General features: G+C 71.3%; 12 protein-coding genes. 2 read left to right on the forward strand and 10 right to left on the reverse strand.

Annotated features, from left to right (window positions below; translation table 11 throughout):
* On the reverse strand, window positions 1–2,216 hold a 2,216-nt coding region (locus ACFWGJ_RS29295; protein WP_387330527.1), incomplete at its 3' end, for an MMPL family transporter.
* 481 nt (window positions 2,217–2,697) lie between these two features.
* On the opposite strand from ACFWGJ_RS29295, the gene ACFWGJ_RS29300 reads away from it, so the two are divergent.
* Complete coding sequence (locus tag ACFWGJ_RS29300) at window positions 2,698–4,110, forward strand: MFS transporter (protein WP_387330529.1); 1,413 nt, start codon at window positions 2,698–2,700, stop codon at window positions 4,108–4,110.
* Entirely contained in the window at window positions 4,107–5,396 is a 1,290-nt protein-coding gene (locus tag ACFWGJ_RS29305) for an FAD-dependent monooxygenase (protein WP_387330532.1), read from the forward strand. The genes ACFWGJ_RS29300 and ACFWGJ_RS29305 overlap by 4 nt, the downstream gene beginning before the upstream one ends.
* 93 nt (window positions 5,397–5,489) lie before the next feature.
* Here ACFWGJ_RS29305 and ACFWGJ_RS29310 read toward each other — a convergent pair whose 3' ends face one another.
* From ACFWGJ_RS29310 to ACFWGJ_RS29350, 9 genes are all read right to left on the reverse strand, one after another.
* The gene (locus ACFWGJ_RS29310) at window positions 5,490–6,170 is read right to left on the reverse strand and encodes a response regulator (RefSeq protein WP_387330535.1); all 681 of its coding nucleotides are present in this window, start codon (window positions 6,168–6,170) and stop codon (window positions 5,490–5,492) included.
* The gene (locus tag ACFWGJ_RS29315; RefSeq protein ID WP_387330538.1) at window positions 6,167–7,447 is read right to left on the reverse strand and encodes a sensor histidine kinase; all 1,281 of its coding nucleotides are present in this window, start codon (window positions 7,445–7,447) and stop codon (window positions 6,167–6,169) included. The genes ACFWGJ_RS29310 and ACFWGJ_RS29315 overlap by 4 nt, the downstream gene beginning before the upstream one ends.
* A gap of 7 nt (window positions 7,448–7,454) precedes the next feature.
* Window positions 7,455–9,701, reverse strand: coding sequence for an MMPL family transporter (locus tag ACFWGJ_RS29320; protein ID WP_387330541.1), 2,247 nt, complete (start codon window positions 9,699–9,701; stop codon window positions 7,455–7,457).
* 173 nt (window positions 9,702–9,874) lie between these two features.
* Window positions 9,875–11,203, reverse strand: coding sequence for an alpha-glucosidase/alpha-galactosidase (locus tag ACFWGJ_RS29325; RefSeq protein WP_387330543.1), 1,329 nt, complete (start codon window positions 11,201–11,203; stop codon window positions 9,875–9,877).
* Window positions 11,203–11,697: a PfkB family carbohydrate kinase gene (locus tag ACFWGJ_RS29330; protein ID WP_387330546.1), complete on the reverse strand. Its 495-nt coding sequence runs from the start codon at window positions 11,695–11,697 to the stop codon at window positions 11,203–11,205. Before ACFWGJ_RS29330 ends, ACFWGJ_RS29325 begins: the two co-directional genes overlap by 1 nt.
* 101 nt (window positions 11,698–11,798) lie before the next feature.
* On the reverse strand, window positions 11,799–12,749 hold the full coding sequence (locus ACFWGJ_RS29335; RefSeq protein ID WP_387330549.1) for a carbohydrate ABC transporter permease: 951 nt from the start codon (window positions 12,747–12,749) through the stop codon (window positions 11,799–11,801).
* Window positions 12,746–13,780 (reverse strand): carbohydrate ABC transporter permease, encoded by a 1,035-nt coding sequence (locus ACFWGJ_RS29340; RefSeq protein ID WP_387330552.1) that lies wholly within the window; start codon window positions 13,778–13,780, stop codon window positions 12,746–12,748. The genes ACFWGJ_RS29335 and ACFWGJ_RS29340 overlap by 4 nt, the downstream gene beginning before the upstream one ends.
* An 11-nt stretch (window positions 13,781–13,791) precedes the next feature.
* Window positions 13,792–15,129, reverse strand: coding sequence for an ABC transporter substrate-binding protein (locus ACFWGJ_RS29345; RefSeq protein ID WP_387330558.1), 1,338 nt, complete (start codon window positions 15,127–15,129; stop codon window positions 13,792–13,794).
* A gap of 580 nt (window positions 15,130–15,709) precedes the next feature.
* Entirely contained in the window at window positions 15,710–16,555 is an 846-nt protein-coding gene (locus ACFWGJ_RS29350; RefSeq protein WP_387330555.1) for a hypothetical protein, read from the reverse strand.
* Between the last annotated feature and the right edge of the window lie 311 nt (window positions 16,556–16,866).

The raw sequence follows: 16,866 nt of genomic DNA on the forward strand, positions 1-16,866 counted from the left end.
GTCGAAGCCGCCGCCGCGGGCCCGGCGGTCGCGGGCGCCGGCGCGGGACCGCCTTCGCTGAGGCCGTACCTCCCGTGGAAGGCGCGCAGGAAACCGGGCGCGTACCAGGCGGAGTTGCCGAGCAGACGCATCGCCGCGGGTACGAGGACACCGCGCACCGCGATGGCGTCGAGGAGGACGGCGAGTCCGCTGCCGAGGCCGAACATCTGCATGAAGCTGAGCTTGGCCGTGCCGAAGGCGAAGAAGCTCACCGCGAGCAGACAGGCCGCCGCGCTGACGATGCGTCCGGTGTGGCCGAGACCGTTGACCACCGCGGACTCGTTGTCCTCGCCCTGGTCGTGGAGTTCCTTGATGCGGCTGGTGACGAAGACCTCGTAGTCCATCGAGAGGCCGAAGGCGATGCAGAACATCAGCACGGTCATCGACACCTCCATCGGCTGCGCGGTGAAGCCGAGCGGAGAGGAGAGGTGACCGTCCTGGAAGATCCAGGTCATCACACCGAGGGTGGCCGCGAGGCTGATCGCGTTCAGGACCAGTGCGCGCAACGGGTGCACGACGCTGCCGGTGAACAGGAAGAGCAGCAGGAAGGTGGTGAGGACCACCAGGGCCACGGCGAGGGGAAGCCGGTCGGCGACGGACTGCTTGGCGTCGACGAGCACGGCGTCCGGGCCACCGACCAGGGGGTGCGTCCCGGCGGGCGGGGTGAGCGAGCGCACCTGCTCGACCAGGTCCTGGGCGTCGTCCGACTTCGGCGTCAGGCCGCTCACCACGCTGATCCGCTGTGCGTCGGGCCGGCCGAGCGCGGAGTCGGCGGGGCCGTTCACCATGGATTGGCCCGCGCTGTAGGTGCCCGCACTGGTCTCGACCCGCAGTACGCCCTTGAGCGCGGCCAGCCGGCCCGCGTACGACGCCAGCGGCTCCTTGTCCACGGGCTGGTCGATGGCGATGTTCAGGGCCGCGTCCTCACTGCCCCCGAAGTTCTCCCGCAGCACCTGCGAGACCTGGCGGCTCCCGGCGTCCTTGGGCAGCACGCGTTCGTCCGGCGTACCGAAGGTGATGTTCAGCAGGGGGCTCGCCGCGAACAGCAGTACGGCGAGGACGGGCAGCGCGGTGAGAGCGGGCCGCCGCATGACGGTACGGGCCAGCCGTCCCCACAGAGGTGTACGGGCGTCGGACCGCTGCGTCTTCGCCCACGGCAGTTGCCCGCTGTTGACGCGGTGCCCCAGTACCTTCAGCAGGGCCGGCATCACGAACAGGGTGCTGAGGGCGGCGATGGCGACGACACCGACGCCGGCGAAGCCGAACGAGCGCAGGAAGTACTGCGGGAACACCAGCAGTGCCGCCAGGGCCGCCGCGACCGTCGCGGCGGAGAAGGCGACCGTGCGGCCCGCCGTGTGCACCGTGCGCCGGACGGCGTCGTCCACGCTCGCCCCGGCCGCGAGCTGCTCCCGGAAGCGGCTGACCATCAGAAGGGCGTAGTCGATGCCCAGTCCGAGGCCCAGGGCGGTGGTGAGGTTGGTCGCGGTGTCGGCGACATCGGTGACACTGCCGAGCAGGAAGAGCTGGGCGAACGAACCCATGATGGCGATGATCGCGATGACCAGCGGCAGCAGGGCGGCGACGACGCTGCCGAAGACGAACAGGAGCAGCACGAGGGTCAGGGGTATGGCGATCGCCTCGGCGAGGATCAGATCGTCGACCACCTGCTTCGACAGGTCCGCGCCGACGGCGGCGCCCCCGCCGGCCTGCACGGTGAGCGTGTCCTTGTACGTGCCGCTGAAGGTGTCGATGACCTCCTTGGCGTTCTCCCGCTGTTCGGTCGGGTCGCCCCGCACATGCGCGAGCACCATGGCCTCGCGGCCGTCCTCGGAACGCAGGTCCGGGCTCTTCGTCTCCCAGTACGAGACGACGTTGCTGAGCCGCTCGTCCTTCTTGAGGTCGGCCGCCAGGGCCCGGCCGCTCTCCTGGGAGGCGGGGGTGTCGATACGGCCGTCGGGGGAGCGGACCAGCAGGACGAGGTTGACCTCGCCGCCGAACTTCTCGTCGATGACGTTCGCCGCTCGGGTGGACTGGGAGGCGGGGTCGTCGAAGCCGCCTCCCTTCAGCTTCTCGAAGGCGCCTGCGCCCACCACGCCCAGGAGGGCCACGGCCAGGGCGGCGACGACCAGGACCAGCCGAGATCGGCGGATCGCCAATTCGGCCATGCGTTCGAACACGGGATGTCTCCTTCGATGTACCTCGGTGAAAGGCGAGAGCGTCGGCCGGACCGGAAGTCGGCACAATGCGTCGCGGAGCCCCTTCGCCCCGTCGGAGGGGGCGCGGTGCCGCGCTCTTCGTCGCCGAGGAAGACGCTAGTGAGACGAGCGCACCTTTGGCAGGAGGAGATTTACCTGACAGTGCCAGATTTACCTGTCAGGGTTACGTGTTCGGTCGCTTCCAGGGCGACGCGCAGCAAGCCCAGCTTCCGCGCGTCGCCGCTTCCGGTGGCCGCCGGGCGGCCCTGGCCGGGACCGTACGTCGTCCGTACGCCCGTAGTGCGTAGGCACCAGGGCAGGTGAAGGGCTGGTCCGGGCGCACCAGGCGGAGACGGCGGCCGGGGACGATGCCCGGCGCGGGCGCCGGCGGGGAGTGTGGGAGACGCGTGCACCTCACGTGACCCCACCCTCCCCTCCCGGTGTCTGGAGTGATCGACAAGTGATGACCAGGACGTCCCTGTCCGAAGCCTTACATCCCCCGGCCCGCCTCGGGCGACCCTCGATCGCCGCCCTCGGCCTCCTGGCACTGGCCCTCGGCGCCCTGCAGTCGGTGGTGGAGCCCGCGCTCCCGCTGCTGCAGGCCGAGTTGGGGGTCAGCCCCGCCGAAGGGGCGCTGGTCGGCAACACGTTACTCATCACGGGCGCGGTCATCACACCCGTCGCGGGCAAACTCGGCGACCGCTACGGCGGGAAACGGGTGCTGGTCCGGCTGATGGCCGTCGTCTCGGCCGGTGGCCTGCTGGCCGGCCTGGCGCCCAACCTGCCGGTGCTGCTGCTCGGCCAGGTGTTGCAGGGCGTGATGGTGGGCGCGCTGCCCCTCTCCTTCATCCTGGTGCGCAAACACCTTCCGGCGGCGCAGTCACAGGTGGCGATCGGAGTGGTCGTCGCGCTGTTCACGGGCGGCGGTATGGCGGGCATGGTCTTCGCCGGCCCGGTCGCGGAAGGACTGTCCTGGCACTGGATGTTCGCGCTGCCGACGATCGCGATCGTCGCGACGACGGTGGCGGTGCACCGGCTGATGCCGCACGATCCGCCGATCCCCTCGGAGCACGGCATCGACTGGCCCGGTGTGGTGCTGCTCAGCGGCACGCTGCTCGCGTTCATGCTCGGACTCGTGACGGTGACGAGGGACGGCGGTCTGCCGCCCCTCGCGGTCGGTGCCGTCGCGGTGGTCGTGGCGGCCCTGGCGGCCGGGTGGGTGGCCGTCGAGCGCCGGGCGGCTTCGCCGATGGTCGATCTGCGCATGCTGGCGAAGCCCGCGATGTGGCATGCCTGTGTACTGACCTTCGTCATGACCATCAGCTCCGGGATGGTGCTCTTCCTGCTGCCGCAACTGTTCGCCGTATCGGCCGACGGCTACGGCTTTGGAGCGGACACCACCGACATCGGCCTCTTCCTGCTGCCCGGTGCCGTCGCCGGAGCGGTGAGCGACTCGGTCGGCGGGCTCGCGGTGCGGCGTTTCGGCTCGCGTGCCGTGGTCGTCGTGGGCTCAGTCGCCACGGCGGCCACGATGATCGCCCTGGCCTGGCTGCACGGCGCGGAGTGGCAGCTCGTCCTCGCGAAGGTGCTGACCGCGTTCGCCGCGGGTGTCGGCACCACGGCCCTGCTCGCCGGCACCGCCACCGCCATCGCGACCAAGGACATCGGCATCGCCACCGGTCTGCTCGTCGTGACGCGCGTGATCGGTGTCGCGCTGGGCGCCCAGGTGGCGGGCGCGATCCTCGACGCCGGGGCCGGACCGGTGACCGGTCTGCCCGCCGAATCCGCCTTCGCCGCGGGGTTCACCGCCGCCGGTCTCGTCGCCGCGTCGGCACTGCTCGTCGTCCGTCTCACGAAAAAGGGAGCCCAGGCATGACACCGACCGGTCCGTCGACGGACGTGCGGAACACGAAGAAGACGGAGAACACCGAGAACACGGAGAACACGGAGAACGCCAGGGGGCCGGTGAGGCGGAGCGTCCTGATCTCCGGGGCCAGCATTTCCGGACCCGCGCTGGCGTACTGGCTGCACCGGTCCGGATGCGCGGTCACCGTGGTGGAGAAGGCGGGCTCACTGCGTGCCGGCGGATACCCGATCGACATCCGAGGCACCGCCGTCGAGGTCGTCCGGCGGATGGGGATACTGCCCCAGCTGCGGGACGCCCATATCGACTCGCGTCGCTGCACGTTCCTCGACTCCGACGGCAGCACGGTGACTTCGGTGAGCCCGAGCGCCGTTGCCGGCAGTGTGGCGGGACGGGACCTGGAGGTGCGCCGCGGCGATCTGGCCGCGCTGCTCCACCAACTGGTCCGCGACGACGTGGAGTTCCTGTTCGACGACTCCATAGACACCCTCGACACTCCCGACACCCCTGGCACGTACGGGCCAGGAGTCGACGTCACCTTCCGCAGCGGGCGACGGCGTACGTTCGACCTGGTGGTCGGCGCCGACGGCATGCACTCGCACACCCGAGAGTTGGTGTTCGGCCCCGAGGAACAGTTCCACCACTACCTCGGCTACTGCTTCGCCCTGTTCACCATGCCGAACTCCTTCGGGCTCTCCCGTGAAGTCATGCTGTGGAACACCCCGGGCAAGGCCGCGGCCCTGTACGCCGTCGGGGACGCCGACGACCTGCATGCCTTCCTGAACTTCCACCGGCCGCGACCACCGTACGGGGATTTCCACGACCCCGGCGCCCAGAAGCAGTTGGTCGCCGAGGCCTTCGCGGGGGCGGGATGGAAGGTCCCCGACCTAGTCGACGCCCTGCGCCACGCGGACGACCTGTTCTTCGACACGGCCGGGCAGATCCGTATGCCCCGCTGGTCCCGTGGCCGTGTCGCGCTCGTCGGCGACGCCGCGTACGCACCCTCGTTCCTCACCGGACAGGGGTCGAGCCTCGCGCTGACCGGCGCCTACATGCTCGCCCATGCACTGGCCACCCACCGGGACCACACCGCGGCCTTCGCGGCCTACGAACGCGACACGCGCGGCTTCGTGGCCATGAACCAGGCACTGGTGGAGAAGGGCGGAGCCTCACTCTTCCCGACCACGGCACGGGCGTTGGAGCGACGCAACGCCAGGCTGCGGGACCTCGTCGCCCTGCCCTCGGCCCCGGCCCGACCGGCTCATTCGGCCCTCACGCTGCCCGACTTCGCCCAGTAACCGCGCGAAGTGGCCTGGACAGGGGGCCGCGAGAAGCAGCCGTGAGAACGGCCGACCCCCGGCGGCGAGTCACGACAGACCGTCGGGGGCGGGTCACGACAGACCGTCGGGGGCGGGGTGGGCCAGGCCCGTCCGGTAGGCGATGACGACGAGCTGGGCCCGGTCACGGGCTTCCAGCTTCGTCATGGCGCGCTGCACATGGGCGCGTACGGTGAACGGGCTGAGGAACATGCGCTCGGCGATCTCCTGGTTGGACAGCCCGGTCGCGACCAGCGCCACCATCTCGCGTTCGCGCGGGGTGAGCACGTCGAGCTGTTCGGCGTGCTGCGGCAGGAGGTTGTCCGGAGTGGCCAGGAAACGGGCCACCAGGGAACGGGTCGCGGCGGGGGACAGCAGAGTGTCGCCGGCGGCGATCGTCCGCACGGCGTCCAGCAGGTCCTCGGCCCCGATGCCCTTGCCGATGAAGCCGCCGACCCCCGCGCGCAGCGCCTGGGCGACGTATTCGTCGGTCTCGTACGTGGTGAGGATCAGGATGCGGCTCGTACGCAGTTCCGGGTCCGCGCAGATCTCCGAGGTGGCGGTGAGACCGTCCACCTCGGGCATACGGATGTCCATGATCACCACATCCGGGCGCAGCTCCCGGGTGAGCCGCACCGCCTCCCTGCCGTCGCCCGCCTCGCCGACCACGGTGATGTCGTCGGCGCTGTCGAGGAGCAGCCGGAAGGCACCGCGCAGCAGCGCCTGATCGTCGGCGAGGAGCACCCTGAGCGTCATGACGCGTCCCCGCCGGCCTTGCTGTCCCCGCCGCCGTCGCCGCCACCGGTGACCCCGCCGCCCACGGTGTCCTTGACGGGCGGGAGGGGCAGCCGGGCGGAGACCAGGAAGCCGCCCTCGGCGCGCCTGCCAGCGGAGAGGTGACCCCCGACCGCGGTGGCCCGCTCACGCATCCCGATCAGACCGAAACCGGGCGGCGGACCGTCCGGGGCCGCGGACGCGCTCGGCACCGCGCGAGCACCCCCTCCGTCGTCGGCGACCGTGACGGTGACACGGTCGCGGTGCCAGTCGAGGCGCACCCGGGCGCTGCGGGTACCGGAGTGTTTGGTCACGTTGGTCAGGGCCTCCTGGACGATGCGGTAGGCGGTGAGGTCGACCCCGGGCGGCAGCGGCCTGGCCGTGCCCTCCTGGTGCACCGACACCTCAAGGCCCGCGCGGTGGAAGGACTCGATGAGCATGGGAAGCCGGGAGAGGCCCGGCGCGGGTTCGGCGGGCGCGGCCGCGTCGCCGGTCTGACGCAACAGGCCGACCGTGGCCCGCAGTTCGTCGAGCGCGTGCCCGGTGGTCTCGATCAGCTCCCCGAGGCTCTTACGGGTCTGCTCCGGGCGCGTGTCGAAGAGGTGGGCGGCGACCGTCGCCTGCGCGTTGGCCAGGGTGATCTGATGGGCCACGAGATCGTGCAACTCCCGGGCGATACGCACCCGTTCCTCGGCCACGCGCCGCCGCGCCTCGGTGTCCCGGGTCTCCTCGGCCCGCCTGGCCCGCTCCTCCACGGCCGCCAGGTAGGCCCGCCGGTTGCGCACCGAGTGGCCGAGCACGCCGGCCACCAGCGGGAACGCCGACACCACTCCTATCCGGCTCGTGTCCTGCCACGACAGGTCCCCGGTCAAGGGAATGGAAGCCGCCAGCAGCACGACGGCACTGAGCGCCACCGCGCCCGCCGCGCGGCGTTCGGTGCGCGCGGCGAGCGAGTAGGAGTAGGCGCTGATCACGGCGGGAGCCGCGATGAGCGGGCTCAGCAGCAGGCCCAGGGGCTGGACGAGGACCGTGGCTGCGGTCGTGGCCGCGAGGGCGGCCAGGGGTGCCCGGTGCCGCAGCGGCAGCACGGCACAGGACACCACGGCGACGAAGTACGCGGCGAGAGGCGGCGCGGACAGCGTGTCGTCGACCTGGATCACACCGCCGAGCAGACAGAGCACGAACGCTGTTGCCGGTACCGCGCCCCGCCGCCACCATGTGCGGGGTGAGCGCGGCCCACCGCCACCTGTGCTCGCCATCGCCGGTTCAGTGCCGGCCGGCGGGGAACTGCGGCACCGCCGCGCCCGGTCCGGTCGCGGGGGCCGGAGCACGCCTGCTCAGTGCCTCACCCTCGATGTCCACATTCGGCAGCACGCGGTTCAGGATACGGGGCAGCCACCAGGCCCGGTCGCCGAGCAGCGCCAGGACCGCGGGTGCGATCGCCATCCGGACCACGAAGGCGTCGAAGGCCACGGCGGCGGCCAGACCGACGCCCATCGTCTGGATGGTCGGGCTGCTCATCCCGACGAAACCGCCGAACACGCTGATCATGATGATCGCCGCCGCGGCCACCACACGCCCGCTGTGCCGGAAGCCGGTGACGACCGCCTCGCCGGGGGATGCGCCGTGCACGTAGGCCTCCCGCATCCGGGTGAGGAGGAAGACCTCGTAGTCCATCGCGAGGCCGAACACGATGCCGATGATGAGGATCGGCATCAGTGACATGACCGGTCCGGTCTGCTCGATGCCGAGCAGGTCCGCCGCCCAGCCCCACTGGAAGACGGCGACCAGCACGCCGAAGGCGGCACCCACCGACAGCAGGAAGCCGAGCGCGGCCTTGACCGGGACGAGGAGCGAGCGGAAGACCACCGTCAGCAGGAGGAACGCCAGGCCGATGACCACGGTCAGATAGGGGACGAGGGCGTCGGACATCGCTTCGGAGATGTCGATGTTCAGCGCCGTCGTCCCGGTCACCAGGACGGTGGTGCCCGTGCCGGCCTCCACGCCGGCAACCGCGTCCCGGATCGCCTGCACCAGGTCCTTGGTCTCGCCGCTGTTCGGCGCGGTCCGCGGGACGGCGGTGAGGACGGCCGTGTCCTTCGTGCGGCTGAGCACCGGATCACCGACCGACGCCACCCCGTCCACTCCTCGTACGGTCTTGACGACCAGGTCCGTGGCGGTGCGGGCGTCCTTGGACCCCGAGGTGTCCACGACCACGGTCAACGGGCCGTTGAAGCCGGGGCCGAAGCCTTCCGACAGCAGGTCGTAGGCGCGGCGCTGAGTGGTCTCCACCGACTTGGACTCGTCGCCGGGCAGCCCGAGTTCCAGGCTCAGCGCCGGCAGGGCCACCGCCCCGAGACCGAGGACGGCGGTCAGCAGCACGGCTCCCGGCCGGCGCAGCACGAACCGTGCCCAGCGGGTGCCGAGCCCGTCGCGGCCGGCCGTGACGGTGGGCGCCTGGTGTGCGTGCTCGCCGCCCGGCCGGCCGGCCCTGCGGACGGCGCGGGACAGCACCCGCCGGCCGAAGAAGCCGAACAGCGCCGGGACCAGGGTCAGTGCGACGAGTACGGCGAGGGCCACGGCGCCCGCGCCGCCCAGGCCCATCTTGGTGAGTTCGGGGATGCCGACGACACCCAGGCCGACCAGGGCGATGAAGACGGTCGCGCCGGCGAAGACGACGGCGGAGCCGGCCGTGCCCACCGCCCGTCCGGCGGCCTCCTGCGGGTCGCTGCCCCGGGCGCACTCGTCGCGGAAGCGGGAGGTGATGAAGAGCGCGTAGTCGATGCCGACCGCGAGGCCCAGCATCAGCGCCAGGATGGCGACGGTGGACGTCAGGCCCAGCGGCACCGCCAGCGCGGAGACCAGACCGAAGGCGATGGCCACGCCCACGACGGCGGTCAGCAGCGACAGCCCGGCGGCGACCAGCGATCCGAGGGCGAGGATCAGGACGACCGCCGCGACGGCCACGCCGATGATCTCCGTCGTGCCACCCGGCTCCTCCTCCGAGTCCAGGGCGGAGCCGCCGATCTCCACGGTCAGCCCCGCGTCCCGGGCCTGGTTCGCGGCGCTTTCGAGGGCGCTCTTCGTCGGCTCGGTCAGGTCGACCGCGTCCACGGCGTAGGTGACGGTGGAGTAGGCGATGGTGCCGTCCTCGCTGACGGCGCCCGCCTCATAGGGGTCGGAGGCCGACGCGACCTGATCGCTCCCGTCGAGCGAGCCGAGGGTGTCCTCGACGGCGGCCCTGTTCCGCTGGGCGGTCACCCGCTGCCCGTCCGGTGCCCGGAACACCAACCGGGCCTCCGCGCCCTGGGAGTTGCTCTCCGGGAAGCGCTCGTCGAGCAGGTCGAACGCCTTCTGCGACTCGGTGCCCGGCATGGAGAGGTCCTCCTCCTCCCCGGCCGGCGCCAGTGCGGCGGCGGCCACGGCCAGCAGGAGCACACCCAGCCACAGACCGCCCACGAGCCGGCGGCGCCGGAAGGCCCACCGCCCGATCCGGTAGAGAAAAGTTGCCACGTGCAGATCACTCCAGACACCGTGAGGAAGGGGAGACGCGTGCGGTTCACGCGCCTCCCACAGTTCCTTCCGGCGCACCTGCCGGGCATCGTTCCCCGCCGCCGTCCTGCCCTGGTGCGAGGGGACCAGCCGCCCCCGTGTCCTGGTGCGTACGCACTACACGGGCTCGGGCCTCAGTGGCCCAGGGTGGCGCGCAGCGACGGCTGGAGGAGGTCCGCGTGGGCTCGTACCATGTCGTCGCACAGGTCCCAGATGCGCTCGACCGGCAGGGCGGCGGCGGTCGCGGGATCGGCCATGGCGGCCTGGCGGATCGACCGGGGGTCGTCCTCGACGGCGGCGCGGACCACCAGCTCGTTCATGCTCAGGTAGGTGCGGTTCAGCGCGGCCAACTGGGCCGGAAGCGGGCCGACCCTGGTCGGCTGCACCCCCAAGTCATCCACCAGGCAGGGCACTTCGACGGTGCCGGAGGCCGGGAGGTTGTCGATCAGACCGTGGTTGGGGACATTGCCGTAGACGGTGCGCGGGGTGCCGGTCACGATGCTGTGGATGATCTGCGGGGCGTACTCCATGGTGCCCTCGACCGTGAGGGGCGTCCCGGCGGCGAGTGCCTTGCGGGTCTCCTCGTAGGCCGCGACGTTCTCCTCGACGATGCCGAGGTACGCGCCGACCGGAAGCCGCAGCCGTTCGATCTCGCTGTCGTGGTGCAGGTACCAGGGGACGTACTCGGCGGAGTGCTCGCTCGTCTCGGTCGGATAGAAACCGAGGCGCCGGTACATGTCGACGCGGACCCGGCGCCGCAACTGCGGATCCCGCTCGATCAGTTCGTCGAGGAGCGGGTAGAGGTCGGTGCCCCGGTGCTCCAGGCGCAGCACCCATGCCTGGTGGTTGACCCCGGCGGCACGGTAGGTGATCTCCTCGTGGGGGACGCCGAGCAGTTCGCCCAGGTCGTGGATGGTCCAGTACACCGAGTGGCACAGTCCGACCACGCGGGTCAGCCCGGTTGCTTGGCTCAGGTACTGGACGTTCATGGCCATGGGGTTGGTGTAGTTGAGCAGCCAGGCGTCCGGGCAGAGCTCGGCGATGTCGGCGGCGAGCGACTTCAGCACGGGGAAGGTGCGCAGCGCGCGGAAGATGCCGCCGATGCCCAGGGTGTCGCCGATGGTCTGCCGCAGGCCATGGCGCTGCGGGACCTCGAAGTCGGTCCGGGTGGCCTCACCCATGCCGACCTGCACGATGTTGATGACGAAGTCGGCGTCCTGGAGGGCGGCGCGGCGATCGAGGTGAGCGGTCACCCGGGGCTGCGAAGAACCGGTCCCGGTGAGCCGGTCCGCGATCTGCCGGGCCGCGCCCTCGGCGGTGGCCAGGCGCTCGGTGTCGATGTCGTGCAGCGCGATGTGGGCGCCCCGCAGTTCGGGGAAGGCCAGCAGATCGGCCAGCAGGCCCTGAGTGAACACGACACTGCCCGCGCCGATGAACGCGATCTTCGGGGTACTGAGAGTCATCAGAGGTTCTTTCCGTTACGGGAGAGTGCGGCGACGGCCTCGTCCCAGGTGGGCTGGGACGGGGTGCCGCCGTGGGCGCGGGTGGACGGCGCGCCGCAGGCCGCGGCGAGGGCGTGGGCGGTGGACAGCCCGCGCAGGTGCGCGGCGACGAATCCGGCGTCGAAACTGTCACCCGCCCCGACGGTGTCCACCGGCCGGGCGGGGATGCCGTCCGTGCGCAGCACGGTGGAGCCGTCGTGGGCGACGGCCCCGTCCGGACCGTTCTTGACGATCACGTGCGGCCCGTGTGCGGCCAGGGCCGCGGCTGCGGCCTCGACGGACTCCGGATCGGCAGTCGACCGGGCGGCGGCCGAAAGGGCCCTGGCCTCCAGGGCGTTGGCCCGCAGGAAGTCGGTCACGGCGAGCGCGTCCGGCAGCGCGTCCAGGGGACCGAGGACGACATCGGGATGGGCGTCCCCGATGACGAGCAGGTCGAAGTCGAAGGTGTGCGGCATACGTCTTCCTGAGAGGGGTGCGGGTGCGAGGGCGTACGGGCGGAACCGCGGTGGGCAGCCGACGGGCTGCCGGGCGGAGTACGGGAACGCCTGACGGGGGGCTATCCCTTGAGGCCGCTCGACGTGATCGACTGGATGAAGGTCTTCTGCGCGAACAGGAACGCCAGCAGCACGGGCAGCACGGTGATCATGTTGCCCGCCATGACCGCGGACCACCTGGTGTGGTGCTGGCCCTGGAAGGTCGTCAGGCCCAGTTGCAGGGTGTACTGGGTGTCATGGTTGATGGCGATCAACGGCCAGGTCAGGTCGTTCCACGTGGTGAGGAACGTCAGGACGGCCACGGTGCTCAGCGCCGGCCGGGACAGCGGCAGCACGATCCGCCAGAGCACACCCAGCCGTGAACAGCCGTCGAGCCAGGCCGCCTCCTCCAGTTCCCTGGGCAGCGACAGGAAGAACTGGCGCAGCAGGAACACCGCGAACGGCGTGACCAGCGAGGGGACGATCAGCGCGCCCAGCGAGTCGATGAGGCCCAGGCGCTTCATGACCAGGAAGGTCGGGATCATCGTCAGCTGGAACGGGATCGCCATCGTGGCGAGCATGAGGGCGAGCAGGATCCGCGACCCGGCGAACCGCATCCGGGCGAAGGCGTAGCCGCCCAGGGAGCCCAGCACCAGGTTGGACATCACAGCGGTCAGGGACACGATCAGCGAGTTGGCGAACCACCGGGGGAACATCGCGTTGCCGATGACGTACTGGTAGCCCTCCAGGTCGATCCCCGACGGCCACAGCGCGGGCGGGAACCGGTTGATCTCGGCGTCGCTCATGACGGAACTGAGCAGCAGCCAGATCAACGGGATCGCGAAGACCAGACAGAGCGGCGCGAGCAGGAGGTGCCAGGGACTGAACGGCAGCAGCCTCCGGCGCCGGCCCGGTCCCTCGGCAGCTCCGGCGGGCCCGGGGCCGGCGGCATCCGCGTACACGGTGGCCGATGCGGACCCGGCGGACGCGGCGGCCGAGGGGGAAGCGGCCGGTGAGGGGGAAGCGGTCGTCATCGTGCGGCTCCTTCGAGGTGCCGGTCCGCGCGGGACCGGTCGCGCAGGCTGCGTGTCAGCCGCGGCACCGCGGCGAGCACCAGCAGGGCGAGCGCCAGGGCGTACGCCGCCGCCGCGCCGTAACCCGCCGTGAAGTTCTTGAACGCCTGCTCCCAGATGAAGTAGACGATCACCGTCGTCGACCCCAGCGGGCCGCCCTTCGTCGTGACGTAGACGAGGTCGAAGACCTGGAGGGAGGTGATGGCCTGCCACAGCAGGAGGAAGACCATGACGGGTCCGAGCGAGGGCAGGACGACATGGCGCAGCAGATGCAGACGCCCGGCCCCGTCGAGCCGGGCCGCTTCGATGAGCGAGGGCGGCACGTCCTGCAGCGCTGCCAGCAGCACCACCACGCAGAAGCCCGTGCCGCTCCACAGGGAGATCGCGAGCAGCGCGGCGAGCGCCTGGCCCGGGTCGTTGAGGAAGCCCTGGGGAGAGATCCCGACCTTGTCCAGGACGGCGTTGGCCGCTCCGAACTCCGGGTCGAGGATGAAGGAGAACAGCACTCCCTGCGCGGCGGCCGAGATGACGAACGGCACGAAGACGAGGGTCCGGTAGAGCCCGACGAGCCGGATGCGCCGGTTCAGGGCGAGGGCGAGCAACAGGCCGAAGCCGATGCTCAGCGGCACGTACAGCACGGTGTACACGAGGGTGTTGCGGACCGCCTGGTCGAAGTGCGGGTCCTGCGCGAGGGCCCGGTAGTTGTCCAGGCCGACCCACCGGCTCGGCGTCACGAGATCGTCGGCCTGGAAGGACAGCAGGAGCGACCAGACCACGGGGACGACGCTCAGTCCGAGGATGACGAGCACGGAGGGCGCGACGAACGCCCAGGCGGTGGCCGTCTCCTGCCGCAGCCGCCGGCGTGGCGTGTACCGGCCGGGCGGGGTGCCGGGGGCCGTGGCGCCCTTGCCGAGCAGGGGGCGTGTTCGCGTACGGGGACCGCGCTTCTCGCCCCGGTCCGGGAGCGTCACGGGGGTGGGCAGGCGGGGCATGGCAGGTCCTCTCAACGCGGGATGAGCAGGGCGGCGTTGGCTTCGTCCACGCAGTCGCGCAGGGCCTCGGCGGGGGAGCTGCGGCCGAGGAGCACGGCGGTGATCGCCTGGCCGAGGGACTGCGAGATCTGCGGATACGCCGGGTGCACGGGCCGTACCCGCGCCGACTCAAGGGACTTGGTGAACACCCGAAGACCCGGGGTGTCGGCCTCCTGCTTCTGCCACGCCGGCAGCGCCTGTGTGCCCCGGCTGATGGGGAGGCTGCCGGCGTGGATGTCCCACTGCACGTCCTGGGCGGGCCGCGACAGCCAGGTCACGAAGGTGCGGGCGGCCTCGACGCGGGCGGAGCCGTTGTCGAACACGGTCCAGGTGTCGGGCCCGGAGATGGTGACGGGCCTGCCGCTGTAACTGGGCAGCGGTACGACGTGGTAGTCGACCTTCGCCTGCCGGATGTCGGGGAGCTGCCACGGGCCGGTGACGGCCATGCCCATCCGGCCCGAGAGGAAGACCCGGTACATCTGCTCGCTGCCGGGCTTGGCGTCGACGTAGACGCTCCGCGTCTTCACGAGATCCTCCACGGTCCGCAGGGCTCGCAGGCCGGTGTCCTCGAAGCCGATCCGCCGCCCGTCCCGGCTGGTGACGTCACCGCCCAGGTCCCAGATCATCGGCCACAGCCGCCACACGGTGTCCTCGTCGCCCACGCCGGGCCAGCCCGTACCGAAGACACCGCGCGCACGGTCGGTGAGCTTCGCCGCCGTGCTCGTGAAGTCGTCCCAGCTCCAGCCGGGCCGGGGCAGCGGCAGACCGGCGTCACGGAAGAGCTTCTTGTTGCACACGACCGCCAGGGAGTCGATGAGCGCGGGCGCGGCCCGCACCTGGCCGTTGAGGGTGACCGCCTCGCGGGCCGGTGCCCAGAAGTCCTTCCACGGAACGGGACCGGAGTGGAACGTGTCCGTCAGGTCCACCACGGAGGGGCTGCGGGCGACGCTCGCCAGGTCGGAGCCGAAGATGTAGGCGATGTCGGGGAACGAACCGGAGGCGAGGGCGGCGGTGATCTTCTGCAGCATCGCGTCCGAGAGGACACCGCCGCCGAGGTCGACCCGGATGCGCGGATGCGTCCGGTTGAACTCGGCCGTCAGATCCTCGATCGCGGCCCGGCCGGTGTCGGTCTGCCCGTGCCACACCTCGATCCTGACCCGGCCGTCGGCGTCGACACCGCTGCCCTCTCCCGCGCAGGCCGACAGGGCCGCCGACGCCATGGTCCCTCCCACCACGGCCGCACTCCGCCGCAGCACCGTGCGGCGGGACGGACGTGCGGACGTGCCGCTCGGGCGATGTGCTGCGGCCATATGAGCCCCCAGGAGTACGTGCGTGAGGCGGTACGGGAAGGTGGTGCGGGACGCCACGACACGGCCGGCGGTACGGGTCGGTGAGGTGACGCGCGCTGCCACCGGCGACGACGGTGGTGCGGTCGGCAGCGCGGGTTGCCCGGACAAGCGGAGCGCGCGGTGCGCGGGGCGGCGCCGGGACGATCAGCGCGTACGGTGTCGCACTCGCGGGGAGGCCTGCTCCTGGCACCCGGCCACGCTCACGTGGCCGCCGAACGGGACCGTCCGGTGGGGGAGGGGGAGGAACATGATGAGCTCCAGAGACCGGGGGGTACGTCCCCGCCTCGGAATCCGCCGCTGTGCGGCCGTCCTGGCGACTTTGTCCGGGCTCACGGTGCGTGGACCGTCTACCGGCTGGGCGTCCCTCTCGCGCCAGGTGCTCGGCTGGCGTTGGATGGAGTAAAGCGACCTGGTCCGGGCGTGTCAAGAGCCGCCGGGCGGACCCGCATTGGCCGTGACGGACCGTGCTCGCCCGCGTCGCGCCAGGTCACGGCCCTGAACCCGGTCGCGTACGACGGCGGACGGCGGCGGACGACGAAGATCAGGCGCGGCCGAGCAGGCGGTGGAGCGAGGCCCTGAAGCTCGCCACGAAGGAGTCACGGGTCGCGTCGTCGAGAAGGTCCAGGGACAGATAGGGGTTGAGATCCTCCAGCTCGACCAGCAGCAGGGCGCCGTCCGGGGCGCGGCAGGCGTCGACGCGCTGGATGCCGTGGTCGATGTCGTTCCAGCCGATGAACCGCGCCGCGAAGTCCAGGTCGGCGGGCGTGGGTTCATAGCGTTCGAGGTGCCAGCGCCGATCGGGGCGGGGCGCGTACAGGGCGTACTGGAAGCTGTGGTCCACGTAGTAGAACGACACCTCGTACCGGAAGTCGACGCGCGGCTGGACGAGGAGACCCGGGCCGTCGTCGAACGACAGGGTCCGCAGCCGCTCCCGGGGGACGAACTCCAGGCCTATCGAGTCCGCGCCGAGCTTCGGCTTCACCACGTACTCGGCCGCGTCCGGGAGCAGCCCGAGATCTTCCGGCCGGTCGACGGTCGGGATCACCGGAAAGCCCTGGGCGGTGAGGTCGACGAGGTACTGCTTCCCGGCCTGGTCACCTTTGCCCGTCAGCTGCGTGCAGACCGGCACCCCGCGATCCGTAGCCCGCTCGCGGAAGGCGTCGTACGCGGCCTGGTGGTGCAGGACGGGCCCGCTGTTGCGGACCACGACCGCGTCGAAGCCGGGGGAGTCCATCAGCGCGGGCGCGTCGAGCGGGTGGCACAGCGCGAGGTCGAAGTACTCGCGAAGCCGGGAGGTCAGGAAGATGTCCTCGTCGCAGTACCGGCGGCCCTGGGCGGGATAGGCCAGATCGGTCACGAACAGCAGTCTGGGCCGGTCGGCGACCATGGACACTCCCGGTGGTTCGGTCTCTGGCCTCCCATTACACCCCGGCCGATTCCACTCGCTGGACGCCGGGTTCCGGTACGGGCGGGGTGCGCCGGCGCCCATGGGGCACCTGGCCACGGGTCGGACGGAGTTGGCCGGATGCGGACTACGGGAGACGTTGACTAGAAAGCGCTTACCGAATACGTTCCGGTTCATCAGCGTGACCTGCATCCGGCACCGCGAACGCGAGACGCGCCACCCAGTTCCGCCCGGCAAGAAGCTCCGCCCCGGCCGGTGCTTCCGGCCCCACCCGGAAGCACCGGCCCGGACAC

Source organism: Streptomyces sp. NPDC060205, from assembly GCF_042728395.1.
GTDB lineage: Bacteria > Actinomycetota > Actinomycetes > Streptomycetales > Streptomycetaceae > Streptomyces.